Source organism: Ruegeria sp. AJ12 (assembly GCF_056536245.1).
On record NZ_JBQFJJ010000001.1, the window covers coordinates 3,763,455 to 3,783,260 of the forward strand.

Below are 19,806 nucleotides of genomic sequence, written 5' to 3' on the forward strand. Positions count from 1 at the left end.
TTACCTCACCGCGCCTGCGGCCTTCAATTCCTGGAATTTCTCTTCGTTGAACCACCAGAAATCAAATTGACCAACGGCCAGCGGTGGCAGTTCTTCGGGATGCTCGAACATGTCGTAATACGCAACCCAGGTATCTGCGACATACCCTGTGGGGACCTGAATGCGCAGGTATCGCAATACGCGATCCAGCGATTTCAACGCAGCAATTTCTTCCTCGCGTGACTTGGTTTCCAAGGCCGCATCAATGATCGCGTCGACCAGAGGTTCCTGAAGGGATTGAGGATTGTAGGACGACACCACGGCTGTTTCGGAACCGTAAAACTGCTTCAGACCAGTACCCGCTTCCAGGAAAGGCTGGTTGCGGAAAAAGATCATGTCGAAATCTTTGTCGTAATAACGCTGAATCCACTGTGCACTGTCGGCTTTTTCCACTGTGACCGATATGCCAAAGCTTTCCAGGTTCGACGCATATGTCGTCACAATCGCCTCGACGGTGTCCGAAGAGGATGCGTTGAGCATGATTGTGATGGCCATCGGATTGCCTTCGGCATCTCTCAGCTTGCCGTCACCGGATACCGTCCAACCCGCTTCGGAAAACAGTTGCAGTGCCGTTCGTTTGTTTCGTCGGTCGACAGTCCGGCTTGGGCTGGAACTGTGCGCGCGCACTGCTTCCTGAGTGAATATCTCTTCGGGCACGATATCACCAAGCGATTGCAGGAACGCTTTCTCCTGCTCGGTGGGTAAACCATCCGCTGCAACTTCCGAGTTTTCGGCAAACGAATGGCGCTGCTCCGTCAGGCCGAATTGGAGCGATTCAGAGGTCCATTCAAAATTGAACGCAAGTCCCAGCGCTTCGCGGACTTTGATGTTGTCAAACGGCGCGCGCTGCATGTTGAAAATGAAACCCGAGGGCGATGGTGGCATCATCACGGGAATGCTCTCACGCTTCACATAGCCCTTCTGGACGGCAGGAAAATCGTATCCGGTTGCCCACTTCTTGGTGCTGCCTTCGGCGCGGAAGGTGTATATGCCGGCCTTGAAGGCTTCGAACTCGGCAGCGTCGTCTGCAAAGTACTCGACCCGCACGGTTTCAAAGTTGTGTCGGCCGACATTGATCGGCAAATGCCAGCCCCAGTAATCGGGGTTGCGGCGATAAATGATGTAGCGATTCAATTCGTAGTCATCGAGCACATATGGGCCGCTGCCCATGGGTGTCACGAGGCTTTGCTTGTCCAGCCGTTCTCCGGTTTCTTCATACCAGGCCTTTGAAAAGACAGGCGTACCGCCGACCTGAGAAATGAGAGATCGGCGCGATATCCCATCGACAAAGTCGTATTTGATCGTGTGATCGTCGATGATTTCATAGCCTTCTATGCGCTGCTTGACCCCTCGCGCATAGCTGCGGATGCCCTGTTCCAGGAACAGATCATGGGTAAAGGCGGCATCATGGGCCGTCAGCGGCGTGCCATCGGCAAACCGCGCCTCTGGGCGCATATAGAAGATGCACCACTCCTTGGTACTGGGGTACTCAACAGACTCGGCAAGCAGCCCGTAGGATTCAGTGATCGAGTCTGCGGGCGAGGCTGACCCGAACGGGCTGCTGCCAAACATGCTTTCCGCTATCAGCCCCGAATAAAGACCCGCCTTACCCTGCCAGTTAAAGCGGTTCATGCCATCAAACGTTCCCCGGGTGGAAACGGAAATCTCTCCGCCAACGGGTGCATTGGGGTTCACATATTCAAAATGCGGGAAGTCGGGCGGGTAGCTGAGATCTCCGAAATAGGAGTACCCATGCGCCTTGATAATCTCACTTCCTTCGACGCCTGCGGCAAATGCCCCTTTCAGACCGGGCGTCATCGCAGCCAGAGCGCTCCCACCCAAAAGCTGAAGGGCAGTGCGTCGCTTTAGCGTCGTCTGCGCTGGCCAAATGCGTTTATTCGTCATACCCGCCTCTCCTGCATAGTCCCGACCGTCTTCATGCGGCTAAACCTAGCTAAAGGTCCAGCACTGACTGTTTCAAGTTTAGAATGCATGAACGCTTTGTGAAGTTTTTCCGGAACAAAAAAAGCCGCTGCCTGCGGGCAGCGGCTCAGAATCACTTAGATTTGACCGGATATCAGTTACCGATGGTTTGAAGATACGCGATCAGATCGGCGCGCTCTTCGGGTTTTCTCAAGCCCGCAAAGCTCATGGAAGTGCCGGAAATGTAACCGCTGGGACGCTCGAGGAAGGCGTCCAGCGCCTCAGGTGTCCAGTTTCCACCATGCGCCTGCATGGCCGGAGAATACCCGGTGAACCCTTTGGCCGCCGCAATGGGTCGGTCAACGATACCGTACAGGTAAGGGCCGGTGCCATTGGCGCCATCTTCCAGTTTGTGGCAAGCCGTACACTTGCGGAACACGCGCGCACCTTTCTCGGGATCCGCTGCGGCCAGCATGTCCTCGAACACCACTTCTTCACCATCCGCGCTCTCGCCCGCGCTTTCGGTTTCGATGATGTATGCGAGCTCGCCGTCACCGTGGCCGCCCGCATGATATAGAATCTCGGCCCCCCATTTGGCCAAGAGCAGCACCAGGAAAGTGCCAAACAGGCCTGCTGCGGCCTTGGTAACTGTCATCGTGTCGAACATTGATCGCGTGTCCATTTCAGCTGTCTGGGCAGGTGTCTAAGGCTTCCCCTGACGAGAGGCAAGGTATAGACACCGCGACGAAACGCCCAATTCACGAACTTGTTGCACGGAATCGACCAAATGACCAAACGCATTGCATTCCAGGGGGAACCCGGCGCCTACAGTCACGAAGCCTGCCGCAACGCGCGGCCGGATATGGAGGCAGTGGCGTGCCGCACGTTCGAGGATGTCATCGAATCGGTCCGCACGGGCGACGCCGATCTTGCCATGCTGCCGGTTGAAAACACGACCTATGGGCGGGTGGCCGATATTCACCGTCTTCTGCCCCATAGCGGTCTGCAGATTATCGATGAGGCCTTTGTACGCGTGCATATCAACCTGCTGGGTGTCAAAGGCGCAAGGCTTGAGGACGTAACCGAAGCCCATTCGCACCTCGTGCTGTTGCCGCAATGTGCAGACTTTCTCAAAGAGCACGGCATTCGGGGTCGAGTCAGCCCGGACAACGCCCGCGCCGCCCGAGAAGTGGCCGAAATGGGTGAGGTCCACTCCGCCGCTTTGGCCAGCGAGCTGGCCGCAGAGATCTACGGGCTCGAAGTTCTGGCACGCCATATCGAAGACCGCGACGACAACACGACCCGCTTTCTCTTGATGTCACGGGAGGCGGACACTTCGCGGCGCGGAGATTACGAGATGATCACCAGTTTCGTGTTTCAGGTCCGCAACATTCCCGCCGCGCTGTACAAGGCGATGGGTGGATTTGCCACCAACGGGATCAACATGACCAAGTTGGAAAGCTACATGGTCGACGGGTCGTTCACCGCAACCCAGTTCTACGCTGACATTGTTGGTCACCCCGATGACCGCAACGTCAGGTTGGCGATGGACGAGTTGGAACACTTCACGACGAATGTGGAGATCCTGGGCGTGTACCCTGCAGCACACCCGCGAGGGTAGGCAACTCTACCAATCGGGACTCGAGGCAAACTCGGACCGGCGCAATCCGCTGTTCCAGGCGTGCAAAATGCGTTCTACGTTTGCTTCCACTCCGGCTTCGGAATGGACTTCGATGTCGTAGATTCTGCCCTTGTGGATCTCAAAATAGTCCTTTTGCGCGCTGCCCACGTGGCGATCTCTGCGCTCTTGCTCACGCGCATTCAAAACAGGAAGAGCACAGTGTACAGCCACAAACAGAACGTCGTGGGGCTCAAACAGACCTTTCAGCGTTTCCGTCCATCCCGCGGTATCGAGGATATGCTCCAGAATCAGATTGTTCCCGGCATCGGCATATGCTGCCACGGACCTGTGAAACCCATCAAAGACAGTTGACCTTGACGTCGACCAATCAAGCTCGCCCCGTCGAAATCGATCCATTGGCAGCACGCCTGTGTCCCGAAGGTGGTCGATGGAAACATGCCAGAACACCAATGGCAGCCGCTGTTGCAATTCTTTGGCAATTGTCGATTTACCGCTGCTCGACGCGCCGTGAAGGAATATGATCTGTGACACGATAAACCTGACTGCACCAATCCGGCCCCGACACTAATCCGCCTCAGGATGGCAATTGAAAAACCTTCGACACTGCACCATCGGGCTGTCGATATGCGCGAAAACCCATAGCTTCATAGTAGGCAATACCCTCGGCGTTTTCTGCGCCAATCGTAGCATCGATAGAGGTGAGGCCGAACTCCCGTGCTGCATCCAATGTCCGCGCAAACAACCCTCGCCCAATACCGCGCCGGGCTGCCGATGGCCGGATGTGAGTGCCGATGATGCCCCAGCCAACGGAAACGTCGTAAGGATTGCCTTCTACAGCATGCCGGAGTGACTGAAAGCCCAGAATCCTGCCACTTGGACCAACCGCAACCGTACATTGGATTCTGTCAAGATGGGCAATGTAGTGACCCAACACAAATGCGGCTGTACACGGTTTTCTTCGTTTTCCGGTATCAAAAAGGTCCTGCAAGACATTTGCGATCCCTTCGGCATCACGTTCTTGCGCAGCTCTAAAACTCACGACATCCAAATTCTTATTCCTGTTTACGCACACCAAACGGGTCTCAGGACCCGTGTATGTAGCGCTGCTCCAACTCTCTGGCAAAATCACTCAGCCGCATCTGAAACTGCCTGCGAAACCGGGATTGGCCCAGCTTCAGAGACTGCAGCAGGAGCCGTGCCGGCAATGACTTTGCTGCCAGTGACATTTCGATGCTCAGACGGGTCCTGCGCTGAGACAGCGCCAGAAAGTCAACTGTCGTGACCCCTGTCATACCTTTGCTGGTCGATTCGAACCGCATTTGCGCGGGTCGTTCGCAATCCGTCATCACGACGGTCATCTGCCGAGGCTTGCCGCGCAGTTTGAATTCGGTTTCCCATTCGGTTCCTGCCGCAACCGGTGAACCCAGTGCCATGCGCCGCACGTCAATTCCGCGCCGCATTGCCATCCGTTCGAACCGTTCAAAATCGGCAACCATGTCGAAGACCGAGTTGATGGGGGCTTCGATATCCTCCCGGGCTGAAAACTGCATGTCTGCCTTTGCCGTTCGTGGTTTTGATCCAGTGTTTCCTCAGTCCAAAGTATCTGCAAGCCAGTTCTGCAGCAGGAAGTGTGCAATCGCCCCTCTGCGGGCGGGCAACAGGTTCGGATGCTCCCCGGCAAACGCCTGCATCATCTCTGATTTGCCGACCCACATCGCCTCTTCAATCTCGACGGGGTCGATGTGGATGTCACGCGACAATGCTTCACCGGCGCATCCAACCATAAGCGACGCGGGAAATGGCCAGGGCTGGCTCGAAAGGTAAGAGACCGCACCAACAGGAACACCCGCCTCTTCCATGACTTCGCGCCGAACGGCGGCCTCAAGTGTTTCGCCCGGTTCGACGAAGCCGGCCAACAGCGAAAACATCCCTTCGGGCCAACCGGGCGACCGCCCCATCAGAACCGAATCTCCGTGCGTAATGAGCATGATAACCACCGGGTCGGTTCGCGGAAAATGCTGCCCGCCACAGGATGGACAACTGCGCTGCCACCCGGCCTGCGACGGAACGCTTGCGGCGCCGCACCGGGCACAAAACCGATGTGTCTCATGCCAGCCGATAACGGCTTTTGCCGTTGCGACCAGTTCTGCGTCCCGGGTGGAAAGGCGGGCCATGATCCGGCGCAATTCGGCAAAAACATACCCTTCCGGAAGATCCGGATGCTGTTGAACCGACCTGTCGACAAATTCACCCAGACCCGAAAGATCCTGACCCTCTGCGGTCCAGTTTGAGATATCTGCGGCAAAAAGTGGCGCCTTATCTGGATCGCACCCCAAAAGGATCGGGTCTTCGACAAACAGCTCTGCGCGTTCGCTGAAGAAAGCATGAGACATCGGGACCAATGCCAACTGATCCAGCGTCTCACCGCGCACCAATGGTTTTCCGCGCCAGACCAAGAGACACAAGGCTGCGGGATCTTTCAGAGCTTGGGAGATTTTGTCCGCGTCGCCACGAAGATACGCCGCCCGGTCCAGGCCCGAACCACCAAAAGTCACCGATTCCGCGTTTTTCATTGATCGTCCCTTGGGTCTTGCCGACAGGGCTGCCATGGCTGAAGCTGCGTTGCAATGGCATTTGCGGAATTTCCAGCGTGACAAGTGCCGTCGAAAGGCCGCATGGTCGCCCCGGAAATTTCACCTATTGTGCTTTTTGTTAAAATTGATTGAGCAATAGCACCCCAAAGTAGAAGATTGAAATTGGACCCAAAACCGTCACGGCCGGTTCAGACGCAGGTTTCCAGTGCACATATTCGCATATTGGCGACGACAGACCTGCATATGAACCTCAACAGTTTCGACTATTACGCGGACAAACCGGACCCGGCGATTGGCTTTACACGCACCGCAAGCCTGATCCGGGAGGCCCGTCACCAAGCACAGGACGCCCTCGTGATGTTGTTCGACAACGGCGACTCGCTTCAGGGCACGCCATTCGGCGACTGGGCGGTTCAGAACAACGGTTCTCACCCAATGATGCAGGCGTTCAAAGCCATGGGTTACGATGCCATCGGGCTCGGCAATCATGATTTTGGGTTTGGGCTTGAAACGATTGACCGTATCCTCGCCCAGTCTCCGTGTCCGGTTGTGTGCAGCAATCTCCACCGGATCGGCCAAACAGCCAGTTGGAGCGACCGCGCCATTCTCGACCGGACCGTGCGACTGGACGGGGTGAACAGGGCAATTCGGATCGGCGTTTTTTCCGTTCTGCCGCCACAAACGACCCGTTGGGAAGGCCGTTTCTTAAAAGGAAAGGTTTTTGCCGATGATATCCTGACATCGGCGCAAAAGATGACCGACGCATTGCGCGTCGAAGGGTGCCATCTGATTGTGGCGCTGGCGCATTCGGGCCTCGGCCCATCTCGGGCAGCCCCGGAGTTGGAAAACGCGATTATCCCCCTGGCCGAAATAGATGGGGTCGATGCGATCATTGGCGGTCATACACATCTCAGTTTCCCCGGAAAAACCGATGAAGACCGAGCGTATGTTGATCCCGAAGCCGGACGCGTTCACGGCAAACCGGTAATCCTACCCGGCGCTGCAGGATCTCAACTTGGCGTCATGGATTTATATGTCGCGCCCAAGCCGGGCAATGCGTGGCACATCACCACTCATCAAAGCGACCCGCGTCCGGTCTTTCCAGGCGCCCAGGGCCAATCATCTGCGGAAGATCCTGATATGGTGCGTCTTTTTGCAGTCGGCCATGCCGGCACACGAAGGATGATGGCCCAACCGGTTGCCAAAACTTCGTACGGGCTGCACAGCTATTTCAGTTTCTGTACACCGGATCGTGGATTAGCCTTGGTCGCGTCCGCTCAGGCGGCGGCCGTGCGTCCATACTTGACTAAATCTACCTGGAGCAATCTGCCGCTGCTGTCCGCCGTGTCACCTTGCAAAACGGGTGGGCGGAGCGGACCTCGGCATTACACAGATGTACCAGCCGGCGAAATATGCCAACGCCATGTCGCGGACTTGCATGTCTTTCCCAACGAACTGAGAACGCTCTTGATTACAGGCACCCAACTCCACGACTGGCTGGAAATGTCAGCGGGTGTTTTCAACCGACTGAAGCCGGGTGGCCAAACCGATCTGATGGATTCCCGTCGGGCCGGATACAATTTCGACGTCATTTTTGGACTGACCTACCAGATTGACCCGTCACAACCGGCTCGCTTTGACGCACAGGGAGACCTGTCCGACGCGGATCATCGCAGGGTGTGTGACCTCAGATGTCAGGGACGCCCCGTACAACCGGATCACCGCTTCATCGTCGCGCTGAACAACTACCGGGCCAGCGGCGGTGGGAATTTTCCAATAGGTCAGGAAGCCGAAAAGATCGACCTGCCGCCGCTGGATATCAAAGGCATTGTCGGGGACTATTTGTCCGGCCGACTGCCACGTGATCCGATGAGCGAGGCGCCCTATCCGTTTTCGTTGTTTCCGCAATCCGGAACCCAGGCGATCCTGAGAACGGGGCCCGGGGCGCTGAGGCATCTGTCGGACATCAGCGTGTATGCACCGCAGGTGCTGGAGCATGATTCCGAGGGGTTTGCGCAGATCCGCCTGACCCTTTGACGGGTTGTCTTTATCACCGGCATTCCCTATATCGGCGGTTGAGAGGTTGGCGCGGGCGAGCGCCTCGCCAACCTGGTCAGGTCCGGAAGGAAGCAGCCACAACGAGCCCCGCTTGGGTCGATGTCCAACCTCTCACTTGAAACGCCAATTCGGCGCATAGGAACCACCAGCCGCAGGAGGGCTTTTATGATTGTATCAATGACCCTTCGGGCAAAACGGTTCTGAGTTTCAAAGACCATTGACTGCCTGAAAACACCACCGACAGATGCGCGCATGGCCATCTGATGGTTTGCTGTACCTGAACACAGGCAGAACAATGTCCTTTACCCTTTCGGACCTGGGATGGTCCTCTCACTTTGCCGCGCAGCACGCGGCACATCCTTCATGCAATCCGTTTCGTATCTCGGCGGTTCACCGGGATCGGCTGGTCGGTCTTGACCCCTCCGGCGAAACGCCACTCCTGACCCTTGATCGTCCCACCGGCGATTTCGCGGTCGGAGACTGGGTGCTGGCAAACGGAAACAACTGCGTTCAGCATCTGTTGCAGCGGCGCAGCGTGCTCCAACGCCGCGCAGCGGGAACCGGTGCCACAACGCAGCTGATTGCCGCCAATGTGGACGTGCTGTTTATCGTCAGTTCCTGCAACGCCGATTTCAACCTGCCCCGGTTAGAGCGGTACCTTGCCCTGGCGCATCAGGCCGGATGCTATCCGGTTGTCGTCCTGACCAAGGCCGATGCCTCTGCCAATCCCGACGATTTCGAAGCACGCGCGCAATCGCTTGCACCGTTTCTTACCGTGCTGACGATCAATGCGCTGGATCCGGCGGACATTCATCAGGTTTTGTCCTGGTGCTCTGCCGGTCAGACCGCGGCGCTGGTCGGATCGTCCGGCGTTGGCAAGACGACCCTGGCAAACGGGATGACCGGGCAGAACGAGGCGACCGCCGGAATTCGCGAAGACGATGCCCACGGCCGGCACACCACGACGGTCCGCGCGCTGCGCCAGATGCGCAACGGCGGGTGGTTGATCGACACACCCGGAATGCGGGCCTTGCGGCTGCTGGACGCACAGGACGGCGTGGACGAAGTGTTTTCGGACATTCTGGGACTGGCGGAATCCTGCCGGTTTTCGGACTGCCAGCACGTCACTGAGCCGGGCTGCGCGGTGCAGGCGGCCATCGAAACCGGCGCGCTTGATTCGGCAAGGCTGGACCGATGGCGGAAATTGCGGCGCGAGGATCAGCGCAATTCGGAAACAGTCGCCCAGTCGCGCGCCCGCGACAAAGCCTTTGGAAAGATGGTGCGATCCGTGATGCAGGACAAATCCCACCGCAAACGGTTCTGACGAGAGGGGCGCCGAAATTCGGCGTCCCTCAACTTCAGGCGATCAGCCGGGGCCAGACGGCGGCATTGCGACGCGCGAACGCCCCGATATGGCCGATGCTGGACAAACCGAACTCTCTCGGAAGCAATAAGTGGCGCCTGGCTTCAGGGCCATACAGCTCCGCCAGACGCCAGACCGCGTCCGGCGGAACCATCTGGTCGTCTTCAAAGGTGAACAGATCAACCGGAACACCCGAGCCTGACCAGCGGGCATCCGGCAGTTCGACACCGATGTCCGGTACATAGTTCTGCGGGGCTGTGCACCACTTGCGCCATTGCCAGTAAACCGATGCGGGCAGGTCGGACCCGAAGCCTATTGCCTTTCCGGGCAGGTACCCCAAAGCACGCACAAACAAAGGGGCATGCCCGTGCCAGAACAGCCAGGCCAAAGCACGGTAGGGCCACGGGTGATCGGCTAAAGTCACGAGGCCCGAGCACACACAGATCATCCGATCGATCTGGGCGATATCCGGTTGCACCGGCCCCAACATTGCGCCGATTGAATGGCCAATGGTCCATTGTCTTGCATCAGGAAACCGACGCCGCATCTCGGTCCGTGCGGCCGGCATATCGACCAAAGCCCAATCCGCCATCGTGACCCGAGAATCTCTCAGATGTCCCGTTCGGGAATGGCCAAAATCCCGATAATCATAGGTCAGGCAAGCCATCCCTTGTTCCGCGGCCAGCCAGTGGGCGAAATGTTGATAGTAGTCGCGCGGCGCACCTGTCGCGCCGTTCAGAACAACAACCGTATCCACCTCGGACACTGGCCGATAAAGCCGCGCTGACAGCATCGCCGGCCCGGACGGGAATTGAAATTCTTCGGTCAGTACCGCCTGCTGCGTATCCAACATGGTGCCCTCGGACTCTACCTGAACCAACCAGTTCACTTTGGCAGGCACAAGTCAACACCGATCCGACTTGACCAAACGTCCGCTTGTGATCAGCTCAGGCACGCAAACGCGGGATCGTGGTTCGCCACGGATGCCAAGATCAACTTGACTCGGGCCGCATGTAACCGCTAGCGATTGTGTGATGGTTCTCGCGCCCCACAAGGGGTCGGGATGAAAAGGGAACACGGTGCGGTCCTGCCCGGTGGCAACCGGAACGGATCAAGGCCGCGACTGCCCCCGCAACTGTGAACGGTGAGCAAAGCCGAAACACCACTGGCCGAAAGGCTGGGAAGGTCGGCAAAGCGAAGACCCGCAAGTCAGGAGACCTGCCATCGGAACTGAAACCGAAACTCGGACGGGGTGTCCGGGCAGGTCCCGACAGCACATTGCCGTCCCGCCTGTTCCACGCCCTGTCTGCCGCGCGGAGGGCGCAGGATGATCTGGACAACTGAAACACATGAATTCGCCGCAACCGTATGCCAGCGGACAGGCAAACCCTGCCCTGCGCTCGCACGCATGGCGCGGACGATGGCCCAAGCCATGGTGCAGGCCACCTCTGCCACCACTGAGGCGTTTGAGATTGAAGGCGACAGTACGCTGACCCATTGCCCCGAGGGTTGCATGGCCCGGTTTCGAGCGCAGCGTGACCGGATCCGAATCTACTGCGGAGCCAACCCTGAAATCGGCATGGACCGTTTGGACACCTATGCCGATATGATCTTCGGCCTGGAGTTCAGCGCCATGCCGTCTGGCGCCATCTCCGACTCCCCTTGCGCCCTGCTTGAGGCAAAGACTCTGGTGCCTCGAACCGCAACGCGACCGCCGCAACACGTCCCGGCGTGACCTAGTGGTCTACTGTCGTCCGGGCGGGCTCGGCGGCCCAGTTCCTCTGCGCCTCTGTCTCGACGGCGCAGGGGCGTAGGGCCCGCAACCGCGCCAGAGCCTGACCTGGCTGTTCGCCACACTCGACCATCAGGCGCAAGACGACCATACCGGATCGTCCGCACCCACCTTTGCAATGGACCATAACGCGCCCGCCGCCCGACAAGGCATGCCGAATGGCAGCGCTGACCGAGGGCCATTGCCTGGCGATGGTTGGGGGCGGCGCATTGAAATCATCGACCGGCAGGTGCACCCATCGACTGGCGCGGCTCTGTATGTCGTGGCCGAAAGTCTGTGCGCCATATTGCACCATCTCGGCAGCGGTGGTCATTGAAAGCACAAGGCCGGGTTTCCAATCCGAGATTACATCCAGATCACCCGGATAGTCCCCCCCTCGCCCTGGCAGCGAGGTCAGAGCAAGCGTGCCACCGCCCACCTGCAATGCGTAGATCACCAGTTGAGACATGGATCGCTACCTCCCGATACTCCCCAGAACGAAACTGTCATGTGATATGCATCTGCCCAATCTACCCGCTGCGAGACACTTTCCAAACCGAAAATCCTGTCATCGCGCTGTGGACGCGGACGGCGGCGGGCCTTACGCTGCATCGAAGTTCCGAATCCGCCAGAGCAGACATGACCGACACCGCCAACCCCGCCTATCAGGTTCTCGCCCGCAAATACCGCCCGGAAACCTTTGCGGACCTGGTAGGACAGGACGCCATGGTGCGTACGCTTAAGAACGCGTTCGAAGCGGATCGGATCGCGCAGGCGTTTATAATGACTGGTATCCGGGGAACCGGAAAAACCACCACGGCGCGGATCATCGCGAAGGGCATGAACTGTATTGGCGTGGACGGTACCGGTGGACCGACGACCGAGCCTTGCGGGAAATGCGAGCATTGCGTTGCCATCATGGAAGGCCGCCATGTCGACGTTCTGGAAATGGACGCGGCCAGCCGCACCGGTGTGAACGATATTCGCGAAATCATCGACAGCGTCCGGTACCGCGCGGCCAGCGCGCGCTACAAGATTTACATCATCGACGAGGTTCACATGCTCTCGACCAGCGCCTTTAACGCGCTGCTCAAAACGCTGGAGGAACCCCCGGAACATGTAAAGTTCATCTTTGCCACCACTGAAATCCGCAAGGTTCCGGTCACGGTCCTGTCGCGCTGTCAGCGCTTCGATCTGCGTCGGATCGAGCCTGAGGTGATGATTGGCCTATTACGCAAAATTGCCGAAGGCGAGAATGCCCAGATTGCCGATGACGCTTTGGCACTGATCACTCGCGCCGCAGAAGGCTCAGCGCGGGATGCAACCTCGTTGCTGGATCAGGCTATCTCGCACGGCGCCGGTGAAACCACGGCCGATCAAGTGCGCGCCATGCTGGGTCTGGCAGATCGGGGCCGGGTTCTGGACCTGATGGACATGATCCTGCGTGGCGATGCGGCAGGCGCGCTGACTGAACTGAGCGGACAATATGCCGAAGGCGCCGACCCGCTGGCTGTTTTGCGCGATCTGGCCGAAATCACGCATTGGGTCTCGGTCGTCAAAATCACGCCCGATGCGGCCGAAGATCCGACAGTTTCCCCCGATGAACGCGCGCGGGGGCTGCAGATGGCCGAGGCCCTGCCGATGCGTGTGCTGACCCGGATGTGGCAAATGCTGCTGAAGGCTCTGGAAGAGGTGTCCGCCGCGCCAAATGCGATGATGGCTGCTGAAATGTCGGTCATCCGCCTGACCCACGTGGCGGATCTGCCCAGTCCGGAAGAACTGGTCAAACGGCTGCAGGATGCGCCGCAGCCACCCAGCGGAGGCGTTCCAACTCAACGGAACGGTGCGTCGAGTGTTCAGGCAAGCGCGACCACATCCCAGACTTACACCTCGGCGCCTCAAGGGTCCGGTGGTGCACCCGTTGCGGCGTTGGCTCAGGATGTTCAGGCCGCTTTGGCCCGGTATCCGACTTTCGAACATGTGGTCGAACTGATCCGGGCAAACCGGGACGTGAAACTGCTGGTCGAAGTGGAAAATGGTGTCCGCCTGATCTCTTACCAACCGGGTCGGATCGAATTCACACCGGCAGATCAGGCTCCGACGGACCTTGCCGCGCGACTGGGCTCGGCGTTGCAGCGCTGGACCGGCAACCGATGGGCGGTGTCCATCGTCTCGGACGGTGACGCGCCGACGATAGCCGAATTGCGAGACAAGGCAGAACTGGCTTTGAAAGCCGAGGCTGAACAACATCCGTTGGTTCAGGCCGTTCTGACTCAGTTCCCAAAGGCAAAGATCACCCGGATCGAAACACCGGAACAGCGCGCTGCCCAGGTCGAAACCGAGGCGTTGCCAGAAGTCGAAGATGAATGGGATCCGTTCGAGGAGGATTAGTCTGCCCTGCCTCTGAAAACTGGACAGTTCTTGGGCTCACCAACAAGAAAATTCTCGCCACAGACCATAGCGACCGATGGGAATGCCCACGGCTCTTGTGCAGCGCAGGCACGGCCCGTATCTAAGCAGCAAATCGACACACAGGAGAAAACAGATGCTCAAAGGACTCGGCGGTCTGGGTGACATGGCCAAGATGATGAAATCCGCGCAGGACCTTCAGACCAAGATGACCGAGATGCAGGACGAGTTGAACACCATCATGGTTGTCGGCGAATCCGGTGCCGGGCTGGTCAAAGCCACGGCTACAGCCAAGGGAGAGCTGAAAGGTCTGGACATCGACCCGTCGATCTTCAACGGCGACGACAAGGAAGTGGTCGAGGACCTGATCCTGGCGGCCATCAAGGATGCACAGTCCAAGGCGGCGGAACGCTCGCAGGAAGAAATGGGCAAGCTGACGGAAAGCATGGGTTTGCCGAAAGACATCAAGCTGCCGTTCTGATACACCGTCCTGACGGATCAATGGTCGGGCCACCTTGCTTGGCCGCTTTGCAGGAACACGCGCGGTGAGTTCGAACAGCGATATCGACAATCTGATCGACCTGATGGCCAAGCTGCCCGGCCTGGGTCCCCGCTCGGCCCGGCGTGCGGTGCTGCATCTGATCCGCAAACGCGCTCTGCTGCTGACGCCGCTCTCGGACGCGATGCAACAGGTGGCCATCACCGCCCGCGAATGTCTGAACTGCGGCAATGTGGGTACGACAGACATCTGCGACATCTGCAACAGCGAAGCCCGCGCAACCGGAGAGCTGTGCGTGGTCGAGGATGTTGCCGACCTTTGGGCGATGGAACGCGCCGGGGTTTTCAAAGGACGCTATCACGTTCTGGGCGGCACCTTGTCCGCACTCGACGGGGTCGGTCCGGACGAATTGCGCATTCCCCGGCTCAAGGATCGGGTGATGGCCGAAGAGATTACCGAAGTCATTCTGGCCCTGAACGCCACCGTCGATGGTCAGACGACAGCACATTACATCGCGGACCAGTTAGACGGTCAGGTGCGCCTGACCTCGCTGGCCCAGGGCGTACCGATTGGTGGCGAGTTGGACTATTTGGATGACGGGACCATCACGGCGGCCCTGCGCGCGCGTAAAGAGCTTTAGCGAAACAGAACAAGTGGACACCGGGTGTTGAACCCGACACACCATGCATTCGAGTGGGAAAATATGATGCGCGTTATTGCATTGATGTTGATCGTGACGCTGGCTGCAGCACTGTCCGGCTGCACCACCAAACCGACACCTGGCCCGTCAGATATCGACGACCTTGCCGCTGAAATTCGGGGACTTGGGCCGGACGTGGACCCCGAGGAGGCATCCCGCGCGGCCCATATTGCCTATACATATTCGCTGCAACTCGCACAGGAATACCGGGTCACGGACCCCCCGTTGATTCACAATGCCAAGGTTATGCATGGCTTTCGGGAACGTGGGCTTTGCAACGATTGGGCGCAGGATATCCAGAAACGTCTGAACCAGGAAAACTTTCAGACGCTGACACTGCACTGGGCCACGTCGCCACCCACGGATTTCAGGATCATCCATCATTCCGCCGTCATCAGCAGACGCGGCGACACGATGTATGACGGCATCATTCTTGATCCCTGGCGTTATGGCGGGGTGCTGTTCTGGTCAAAAACCAAAGCGGATGAGCGCTACAACTGGCGACCCCGGATGGAGGTCCGGGAAGAGCTGATAAACGCCAGCCGCGCCCGCCAAGCCAGCTAAGACGTGTTGAGATCAAACATAATCGCGCCCAACGGAACCAATAGGGCTTGGCCGTTTAGTCCATGATTGCTTTGGAATGGCCTGTCGTTAAGGCCAATCTGGAATGGAAACTGAAGATCAGGTTGGTCGCCAACTCAAAGAGGTCCGCAAGCTCAGATCGTTTGTGGTGCCCTGAATAGACCTTTCCAAGTCGCTTGACCTGTGGGCTTCGGAGAACTGGTGCCTTTGATGGCGCGCCGAACTACGTTAGAGACAAGCAAACTCAAGTATTTGTTTTGGGAGCTTGATTATGAACCGCCTTATCGCCTTCACCGTCGCCGCATTTACCGCAACGGCCGCTTTGTCACAGGAGTTGATCGACAAGGGCTTTGTCGAAGGGTGGAACATCATGATGGACCCCGCCCTCGGGAACGGATGCCTGATCCAGACGGTATATCAGGATCTGTCGGTCGTGCGATTGGGTTACGACGCGCTGGACAATCGGGGATACTTCGCCGTCTACAACAAGGCCTGGGGCGACATCAAACAGGGTCAGAGTTATCCGATCCGGTTCGAACTGGACGGCAAGAGCTATGATGCAACCGCCATCGGGTTCAATGAGCGCGACGTTCCGGGGGCGACCGTCTTTTTTACCGACCGGAGTTTCGTCAATGCGATTGCGCAGAACAAGACACTGACCGTTTACAACCCGGCGGGCGACGTGGTGATGGCGATCGACTTGAACGGCACCGCCAAGGCGCTGGAGTACGCCCGCGAGTGCCAGAACCGTGAGCTTTAACGAATCGGATCGAACAGCGCGTCTTTGGCGCTGCAGTCCCTGACGACGTCGCGACCGCAAAGGACCGGGTCAAGGTCGCGGGACAGACACAGGCGGACCTCTTCAATGTAGCCCTGCTTGCAGGTCACTGTGATCATGTCTCGCTCCAGCATCGGGTTTGCCTTGAGAAAGGCCTCCTCGACAACCGAGGCGGGCAGTTGCACAGACGAATCCAGCCTGCGGAAGACTTCCGGGCGCCTGACAGCTTCATACGCCTGACGTGACAGCGCGAGATAGTCGGGCGCACTCAGCCCCGTGCAGGTGCCGTGCTTTTTCCACTGGTGCCACGCGAGACCGGAACTGCCCTGAATGTCTTCCATTTCGCGGGTCATGCGCCGGGTCGGTGGCGCCTCGGGTGTGGCACAATAGGTCGGCCAGCCCTGATGGTATTGCGGCCATAGCCCATGCAGCACCCATCCATGGTCATGGCGTGCGTCGCATTGGTCAGACCCCCGGGCATCTCCTTCCCGCGCGCACCAGTTCGGCGACCAGCTGAGCGACAGGACATAATAGTCGAACTCGCCAGCCTTCTCACCATCGGCCAGTGCTGCCATTGCGCTAAACACCCACAAAACGACCCAGCGCATTCGCCTCTTCCCTTCTTGCCATTGCGCGACTATATACGGCGCAAGTTCCCCGACAACGGAAACCTGCCCCAACACCAAGGGGCCGCCGAATTCCGGCGACGGGACAAATGTATTCAAAGGAGACGGGCTGATGGCAAAACCGCTGATGGCCAAGGCAACAGCCGTATGGCTGGTGGACAACACCACGATCAGCTTCAAGCAGATCGCGGATTTCGTAGGCATGCACGAATTGGAGGTGCAGGGCATCGCGGATGGTGATGTTGCAACCGGCGTCAAAGGGTTCGACCCGATTGCCAACAACCAGCTGACGCAAGAAGAGATCGAAGCGGCGCAGGATAACCCGCTGCACAAGCTGACGCTGAAGTTCAATCCGGCGGCAACCGGCGAAGAGAAACGTCGCGGCCCGCGATACACCCCGTTGTCCAAGCGTCAGGATCGTCCGAACTCGATCCTGTGGCTGGTGAAATTCCACCCTGAACTCAGCGACGGCCAGATCGCAAAACTGGTTGGCACGACCAAGCCCACCATCCAGTCGATCCGCGAACGGACCCATTGGAACATCTCGAACATGCAGCCGATCGATCCGGTTGCGCTTGGCCTGTGCAAACAATCCGAACTGGACATGATCGTACAAAAAGCCGCAGCGAAAAAAGCCGCCGAGGGCGGGGTGATGAGCGACGACGAGCGTCGCAAGCTGGTGTCGACCGAGCAATCGCTTGAGATGGACGCGGCGCCGAAAATCCCGACCGCTATCGAGGGCCTGGAAACCTTCTCGCTGTCGGACGAGCCTGCGGAAGAGAAGGAAGACGAGCCCGTGGTCGATGCCGATAGCTTCTTCAACCTGCCCAAGGGTGGCGGTGAAGACGACGGTGATGAAGATCCGCGCCCCTAACCTTCAGGTGGCCCAGACCGGACCGGTCCGGGTCCTTTCTACGGAAAACCGATGCTGAGTATTCTGTCCGCCCTTTTTGGTCCGCACCGCGCCGTGTCGATTTACGCCTTCCTGAAAACATGGGGGCTGGGATTGGCGGGTGGCGCGTTCATGATCCTGATCGTGACCGGCTTGTTCTTACTTGGTGATGATGGTGAACACGAACATCATTCGTTCATGACCGTCCCGGTTTTGTCTGCGACAGCCATCAACGGAGATCTCAAAAACGGGGTGATCGCATCGGTTCGCCTGCCGGATGGAACCGCGACATCGATCACCTCGACCGAAGCTCCGATTTCGCAGACGGTTGGCACCAGCGCCTGTATTGAAAAGCGGGTTTACGTCGAAAGCGGGGAACCTCGCTACCGATTCAAGCTGCCTCGGTTCTGCGAAACGGGCTGACCCTCAGATTGAGTGAGAGGAAAACCGCCCGGTAGCAACACCGGGCGGTTTTGCGTTTCAGATCATCTGGAACAGGATGCCGGTGATGATCGCACCACCGACACCAAGACCCAGATAGGTCGCAAAGACGCGCGGTTTGACCAGTGACCAGACCGCAGCCATCGCCGGGATCGAGCTGACGGCCCCTGCCACCATGAACGACATTGCAGCGCCCGCGCTCATACCTTGCTCCATCAGACCGGCCAGCAGGGGCGGCGCGACGTAGGAATTCAGATATGCAGGCATCCCGACCAGCGCTGCGACGATGATCGGAAGAACGCCGTCGCCTCCGACCACACCGGCGATCAGGTCTGCCGGTACATAGTTTACCAGCAGGGCTTCCAGCACATAGGCCAATGCGAGCCACTTCAACAGGAACAGGCCGTTCTGCACGAACTCGGCCCGGAAACGCACCCGGCGTTCCGGTTCCTGCCAGAATTTCCAGACCGGTTTGTCATCCTGTTTGGGTCCACAGCCGCAACATCCTGCCGGCTTGTATTCGCGCAACGGTTGGGCAAAAGCACCGTGCCGCATCAAAAACCGAACAGCGAACCCACCGAACAAACCTAGGGCCACAGCAGAAACAGCCTTTCCGACCGCAAACGGCCAACCCAAAGCACCAGCCGTGATCAACAAGGTCGGCGGATCGATCAGCGGCGAGCTGAGCCAGAACGCCATGACGGCGGACAGCGGTGCCCCCAAAGCCAGCAGCCCGGCAATGAAGGGTATGACCTCACATGAACAAAACGGAGCCAATCCTCCGAACACCGCCGCCAGCAGGATCATCCGCGTTTCGCGGCCCTCAAATGCACGGGCCACCATAACCTCAGCCCCTGTGGCCTTGAGATATGACAGCAGGAGAACCGCAAACAGTATGTACTGACCGGTATGGGCCAGCGCTTTTGCCGCAAATGTGACGACTTCGATCCAGTTGCCGGGGTCCAGAACAGCAACCGCAGCGAGAATAGCGACGATCAGGGCCCACGGAGTCTTGATCAGTTCGAACGCGCCCTTGGACGTAAGTCTAGGATTTTGTATCAGTTCAGCCATCGTTCGCAGCCTTTGCAACTTCGTCAGCACAGCATTCGCTCAGAATAAACTGCGCGAGGTTCTTCAGTTCGCCGTAACATGCGCGATTGATCGTGCTGCGCCCGATTTTCTCTTGTTCCACCACACCACCTGCCGCCAGGAACCGCAGGTGATGGGCCAGGGTGGACGGGGCAATGCCCGTGCGGCTTTGAATTTCACCGACGGTCAATCCCGCTTCACCGGCACGCACCAGTGTTTTCAGCACCTTCAACCGTGCCTCTGAACCCATGGCCGAAAACCCAGCTGCCGCAGTTTCCCACATCTCATTCGCTCCATTAAACTATAATTCTAGTTATTTAGTTTACTTAAATCGATTGGTCAACTGCGTGTTCGCATGATTTTTGGGCAGTTTCGTAAGTCCAGATTGCCCATCTCATAA

General features: G+C 58.3%; 22 protein-coding genes, 1 other RNA gene and 1 riboswitch. Of the genes, 12 read left to right on the top strand and 11 right to left on the bottom strand.

Annotated elements, in window-relative coordinates; genetic code table 11:
* Together ACR3E0_RS18795 and ACR3E0_RS18800 are read right to left on the bottom strand one after the other, a co-directional pair.
* Complete coding sequence (locus ACR3E0_RS18795) at positions 1-1,944, bottom strand: extracellular solute-binding protein (RefSeq protein ID WP_480480422.1); 1,944 nt, start codon at positions 1,942-1,944, stop codon at positions 1-3.
* A gap of 172 nt (positions 1,945-2,116) precedes the next feature.
* Complete coding sequence (locus ACR3E0_RS18800) at positions 2,117-2,629, bottom strand: c-type cytochrome (protein WP_480481094.1); 513 nt, start codon at positions 2,627-2,629, stop codon at positions 2,117-2,119.
* Positions 2,630-2,749: 120 nt separating this feature from the next.
* Here ACR3E0_RS18800 and ACR3E0_RS18805 point away from each other — a divergent pair, with 120 nt between their 5' ends.
* Positions 2,750-3,583, top strand: a complete 834-nt coding sequence (locus ACR3E0_RS18805) for a prephenate dehydratase (RefSeq protein WP_480480424.1) — start codon at positions 2,750-2,752, stop codon at positions 3,581-3,583.
* Between the two features lie 6 nt (positions 3,584-3,589).
* Here the strand turns inward: ACR3E0_RS18805 and ACR3E0_RS18810 are convergent, their stop codons facing one another.
* From ACR3E0_RS18810 to nudC, 4 genes are read right to left on the bottom strand one after another with little or no spacing between them, the layout of a single operon-like run.
* On the bottom strand, positions 3,590-4,135 hold the full coding sequence (locus ACR3E0_RS18810) for a chloramphenicol phosphotransferase CPT family protein (RefSeq protein ID WP_480480426.1): 546 nt from the start codon (positions 4,133-4,135) through the stop codon (positions 3,590-3,592).
* A gap of 43 nt (positions 4,136-4,178) precedes the next feature.
* Positions 4,179-4,643, bottom strand: coding sequence for an N-acetyltransferase family protein (locus ACR3E0_RS18815; RefSeq protein WP_480481096.1), 465 nt, complete (start codon positions 4,641-4,643; stop codon positions 4,179-4,181).
* Positions 4,644-4,686: 43 nt separating this feature from the next.
* Complete coding sequence (locus ACR3E0_RS18820; RefSeq protein WP_480480428.1) at positions 4,687-5,154, bottom strand: SRPBCC family protein; 468 nt, start codon at positions 5,152-5,154, stop codon at positions 4,687-4,689.
* A gap of 39 nt (positions 5,155-5,193) precedes the next feature.
* Positions 5,194-6,177 (bottom strand): NAD(+) diphosphatase, encoded by a 984-nt coding sequence (gene nudC, locus ACR3E0_RS18825; protein ID WP_480480430.1) that lies wholly within the window; start codon positions 6,175-6,177, stop codon positions 5,194-5,196.
* 177 nt (positions 6,178-6,354) lie between these two features.
* Between nudC and ACR3E0_RS18830 the strand changes: the two genes are divergently transcribed.
* The 3 genes from ACR3E0_RS18830 (at position 6,355) to rsgA (ending at position 9,580) form a co-directional block, all read left to right on the top strand.
* Positions 6,355-8,235: a bifunctional 2',3'-cyclic-nucleotide 2'-phosphodiesterase/3'-nucleotidase gene (locus ACR3E0_RS18830; RefSeq protein WP_480480432.1), complete on the top strand. Its 1,881-nt coding sequence runs from the start codon at positions 6,355-6,357 to the stop codon at positions 8,233-8,235.
* A 39-nt stretch (positions 8,236-8,274) separates the two neighbouring features.
* Positions 8,275-8,373: signal recognition particle sRNA small type (gene ffs, locus ACR3E0_RS18835), an RNA gene on the top strand.
* Positions 8,374-8,551: 178 nt separating this feature from the next.
* Positions 8,552-9,580 carry a ribosome small subunit-dependent GTPase A gene (gene rsgA, locus ACR3E0_RS18840; RefSeq protein ID WP_480480434.1) on the top strand — a complete coding sequence of 343 codons (1,029 nt, stop codon included), beginning with the start codon at positions 8,552-8,554 and terminating at the stop codon, positions 9,578-9,580.
* A gap of 34 nt (positions 9,581-9,614) precedes the next feature.
* Here rsgA and ACR3E0_RS18845 read toward each other — a convergent pair whose 3' ends face one another.
* A complete protein-coding gene (locus ACR3E0_RS18845; protein ID WP_480480436.1) occupies positions 9,615-10,472 on the bottom strand; it encodes an alpha/beta hydrolase family protein in 858 nt (285 codons plus the stop codon).
* 166 nt (positions 10,473-10,638) lie between these two features.
* Positions 10,639-10,859, top strand: a riboswitch (cobalamin riboswitch).
* 87 nt (positions 10,860-10,946) lie between these two features.
* Here ACR3E0_RS18845 and ACR3E0_RS18850 point away from each other — a divergent pair.
* Positions 10,947-11,354 (top strand): hypothetical protein, encoded by a 408-nt coding sequence (locus tag ACR3E0_RS18850; RefSeq protein WP_480480438.1) that lies wholly within the window; start codon positions 10,947-10,949, stop codon positions 11,352-11,354.
* Position 11,355: 1 nt separating this feature from the next.
* Here the strand turns inward: ACR3E0_RS18850 and ACR3E0_RS18855 are convergent, their stop codons facing one another.
* Positions 11,356-11,859: a protein-tyrosine phosphatase family protein gene (locus ACR3E0_RS18855; RefSeq protein WP_480480440.1), complete on the bottom strand. Its 504-nt coding sequence runs from the start codon at positions 11,857-11,859 to the stop codon at positions 11,356-11,358.
* Positions 11,860-12,029: 170 nt separating this feature from the next.
* Here ACR3E0_RS18855 and ACR3E0_RS18860 point away from each other — a divergent pair, with 170 nt between their 5' ends.
* The 5 genes from ACR3E0_RS18860 (at position 12,030) to ACR3E0_RS18880 (ending at position 16,340) form a co-directional block, all read left to right on the top strand.
* Positions 12,030-13,781 (top strand): DNA polymerase III subunit gamma/tau, encoded by a 1,752-nt coding sequence (locus tag ACR3E0_RS18860; protein WP_480480441.1) that lies wholly within the window; start codon positions 12,030-12,032, stop codon positions 13,779-13,781.
* A 154-nt stretch (positions 13,782-13,935) separates the two neighbouring features.
* Complete coding sequence (locus tag ACR3E0_RS18865) at positions 13,936-14,280, top strand: YbaB/EbfC family nucleoid-associated protein (RefSeq protein WP_480480443.1); 345 nt, start codon at positions 13,936-13,938, stop codon at positions 14,278-14,280.
* A 64-nt stretch (positions 14,281-14,344) separates the two neighbouring features.
* Positions 14,345-14,938 carry a recombination mediator RecR gene (gene recR, locus ACR3E0_RS18870; protein ID WP_480480445.1) on the top strand — a complete coding sequence of 198 codons (594 nt, stop codon included), beginning with the start codon at positions 14,345-14,347 and terminating at the stop codon, positions 14,936-14,938.
* A gap of 63 nt (positions 14,939-15,001) precedes the next feature.
* A complete protein-coding gene (locus tag ACR3E0_RS18875) occupies positions 15,002-15,562 on the top strand; it encodes a hypothetical protein (protein WP_480480447.1) in 561 nt (186 codons plus the stop codon).
* A 289-nt stretch (positions 15,563-15,851) separates the two neighbouring features.
* On the top strand, positions 15,852-16,340 hold the full coding sequence (locus tag ACR3E0_RS18880; protein ID WP_480480449.1) for a hypothetical protein: 489 nt from the start codon (positions 15,852-15,854) through the stop codon (positions 16,338-16,340).
* Here the strand turns inward: ACR3E0_RS18880 and ACR3E0_RS18885 are convergent.
* Positions 16,337-16,966 carry a ribonuclease T2 family protein gene (locus tag ACR3E0_RS18885; protein WP_480480451.1) on the bottom strand — a complete coding sequence of 210 codons (630 nt, stop codon included), beginning with the start codon at positions 16,964-16,966 and terminating at the stop codon, positions 16,337-16,339. The two genes, ACR3E0_RS18880 and ACR3E0_RS18885, sit on opposite strands and share 4 nt — an antisense overlap.
* A 130-nt stretch (positions 16,967-17,096) precedes the next feature.
* On the opposite strand from ACR3E0_RS18885, the gene ACR3E0_RS18890 reads away from it, so the two are divergent.
* Together ACR3E0_RS18890 and ACR3E0_RS18895 are read left to right on the top strand one after the other, a co-directional pair.
* Positions 17,097-17,858 (top strand): DUF1013 domain-containing protein, encoded by a 762-nt coding sequence (locus ACR3E0_RS18890; RefSeq protein WP_480480453.1) that lies wholly within the window; start codon positions 17,097-17,099, stop codon positions 17,856-17,858.
* Positions 17,859-17,909: 51 nt separating this feature from the next.
* Positions 17,910-18,299 (top strand): hypothetical protein, encoded by a 390-nt coding sequence (locus ACR3E0_RS18895; protein ID WP_480480455.1) that lies wholly within the window; start codon positions 17,910-17,912, stop codon positions 18,297-18,299.
* 57 nt (positions 18,300-18,356) lie between these two features.
* On the opposite strand, the gene ACR3E0_RS18900 is transcribed toward ACR3E0_RS18895, so the two are convergent.
* Positions 18,357-19,388 carry a permease gene (locus tag ACR3E0_RS18900; protein ID WP_480480457.1) on the bottom strand — a complete coding sequence of 344 codons (1,032 nt, stop codon included), beginning with the start codon at positions 19,386-19,388 and terminating at the stop codon, positions 18,357-18,359.
* On the bottom strand, positions 19,381-19,689 hold the full coding sequence (locus tag ACR3E0_RS18905) for an ArsR/SmtB family transcription factor (protein ID WP_480480459.1): 309 nt from the start codon (positions 19,687-19,689) through the stop codon (positions 19,381-19,383). Before ACR3E0_RS18905 ends, ACR3E0_RS18900 begins: the two co-directional genes overlap by 8 nt.
* Between the last annotated feature and the right edge of the window lie 117 nt (positions 19,690-19,806).

Coding starts and splice junctions, on each gene's coding strand:
- ACR3E0_RS18850 (WP_480480438.1), top strand. CDS start 10,947: ATGATCTGGACAACTGAAACACATGAATTCGCCGCAACCGTATGCCAG.
- ACR3E0_RS18880 (WP_480480449.1), top strand. CDS start 15,852: ATGAACCGCCTTATCGCCTTCACCGTCGCCGCATTTACCGCAACGGCC.
- ACR3E0_RS18865 (WP_480480443.1), top strand. CDS start 13,936: ATGCTCAAAGGACTCGGCGGTCTGGGTGACATGGCCAAGATGATGAAA.
- ACR3E0_RS18845 (WP_480480436.1), bottom strand. CDS start 10,472: ATGTTGGATACGCAGCAGGCGGTACTGACCGAAGAATTTCAATTCCCG.
- ACR3E0_RS18875 (WP_480480447.1), top strand. CDS start 15,002: ATGATGCGCGTTATTGCATTGATGTTGATCGTGACGCTGGCTGCAGCA.
- ACR3E0_RS18800 (WP_480481094.1), bottom strand. CDS start 2,629: ATGTTCGACACGATGACAGTTACCAAGGCCGCAGCAGGCCTGTTTGGC.
- ACR3E0_RS18795 (WP_480480422.1), bottom strand. CDS start 1,944: ATGACGAATAAACGCATTTGGCCAGCGCAGACGACGCTAAAGCGACGC.
- ACR3E0_RS18860 (WP_480480441.1), top strand. CDS start 12,030: ATGACCGACACCGCCAACCCCGCCTATCAGGTTCTCGCCCGCAAATAC.
- ACR3E0_RS18885 (WP_480480451.1), bottom strand. CDS start 16,966: ATGCGCTGGGTCGTTTTGTGGGTGTTTAGCGCAATGGCAGCACTGGCC.
- ACR3E0_RS18890 (WP_480480453.1), top strand. CDS start 17,097: ATGGCAAAACCGCTGATGGCCAAGGCAACAGCCGTATGGCTGGTGGAC.
- rsgA (WP_480480434.1), top strand. CDS start 8,552: ATGTCCTTTACCCTTTCGGACCTGGGATGGTCCTCTCACTTTGCCGCG.
- ACR3E0_RS18895 (WP_480480455.1), top strand. CDS start 17,910: ATGCTGAGTATTCTGTCCGCCCTTTTTGGTCCGCACCGCGCCGTGTCG.
- ACR3E0_RS18805 (WP_480480424.1), top strand. CDS start 2,750: ATGACCAAACGCATTGCATTCCAGGGGGAACCCGGCGCCTACAGTCAC.
- ACR3E0_RS18855 (WP_480480440.1), bottom strand. CDS start 11,859: ATGTCTCAACTGGTGATCTACGCATTGCAGGTGGGCGGTGGCACGCTT.
- nudC (WP_480480430.1), bottom strand. CDS start 6,177: ATGAAAAACGCGGAATCGGTGACTTTTGGTGGTTCGGGCCTGGACCGG.
- ACR3E0_RS18820 (WP_480480428.1), bottom strand. CDS start 5,154: ATGCAGTTTTCAGCCCGGGAGGATATCGAAGCCCCCATCAACTCGGTC.
- ACR3E0_RS18905 (WP_480480459.1), bottom strand. CDS start 19,689: ATGTGGGAAACTGCGGCAGCTGGGTTTTCGGCCATGGGTTCAGAGGCA.
- ACR3E0_RS18900 (WP_480480457.1), bottom strand. CDS start 19,388: ATGGCTGAACTGATACAAAATCCTAGACTTACGTCCAAGGGCGCGTTC.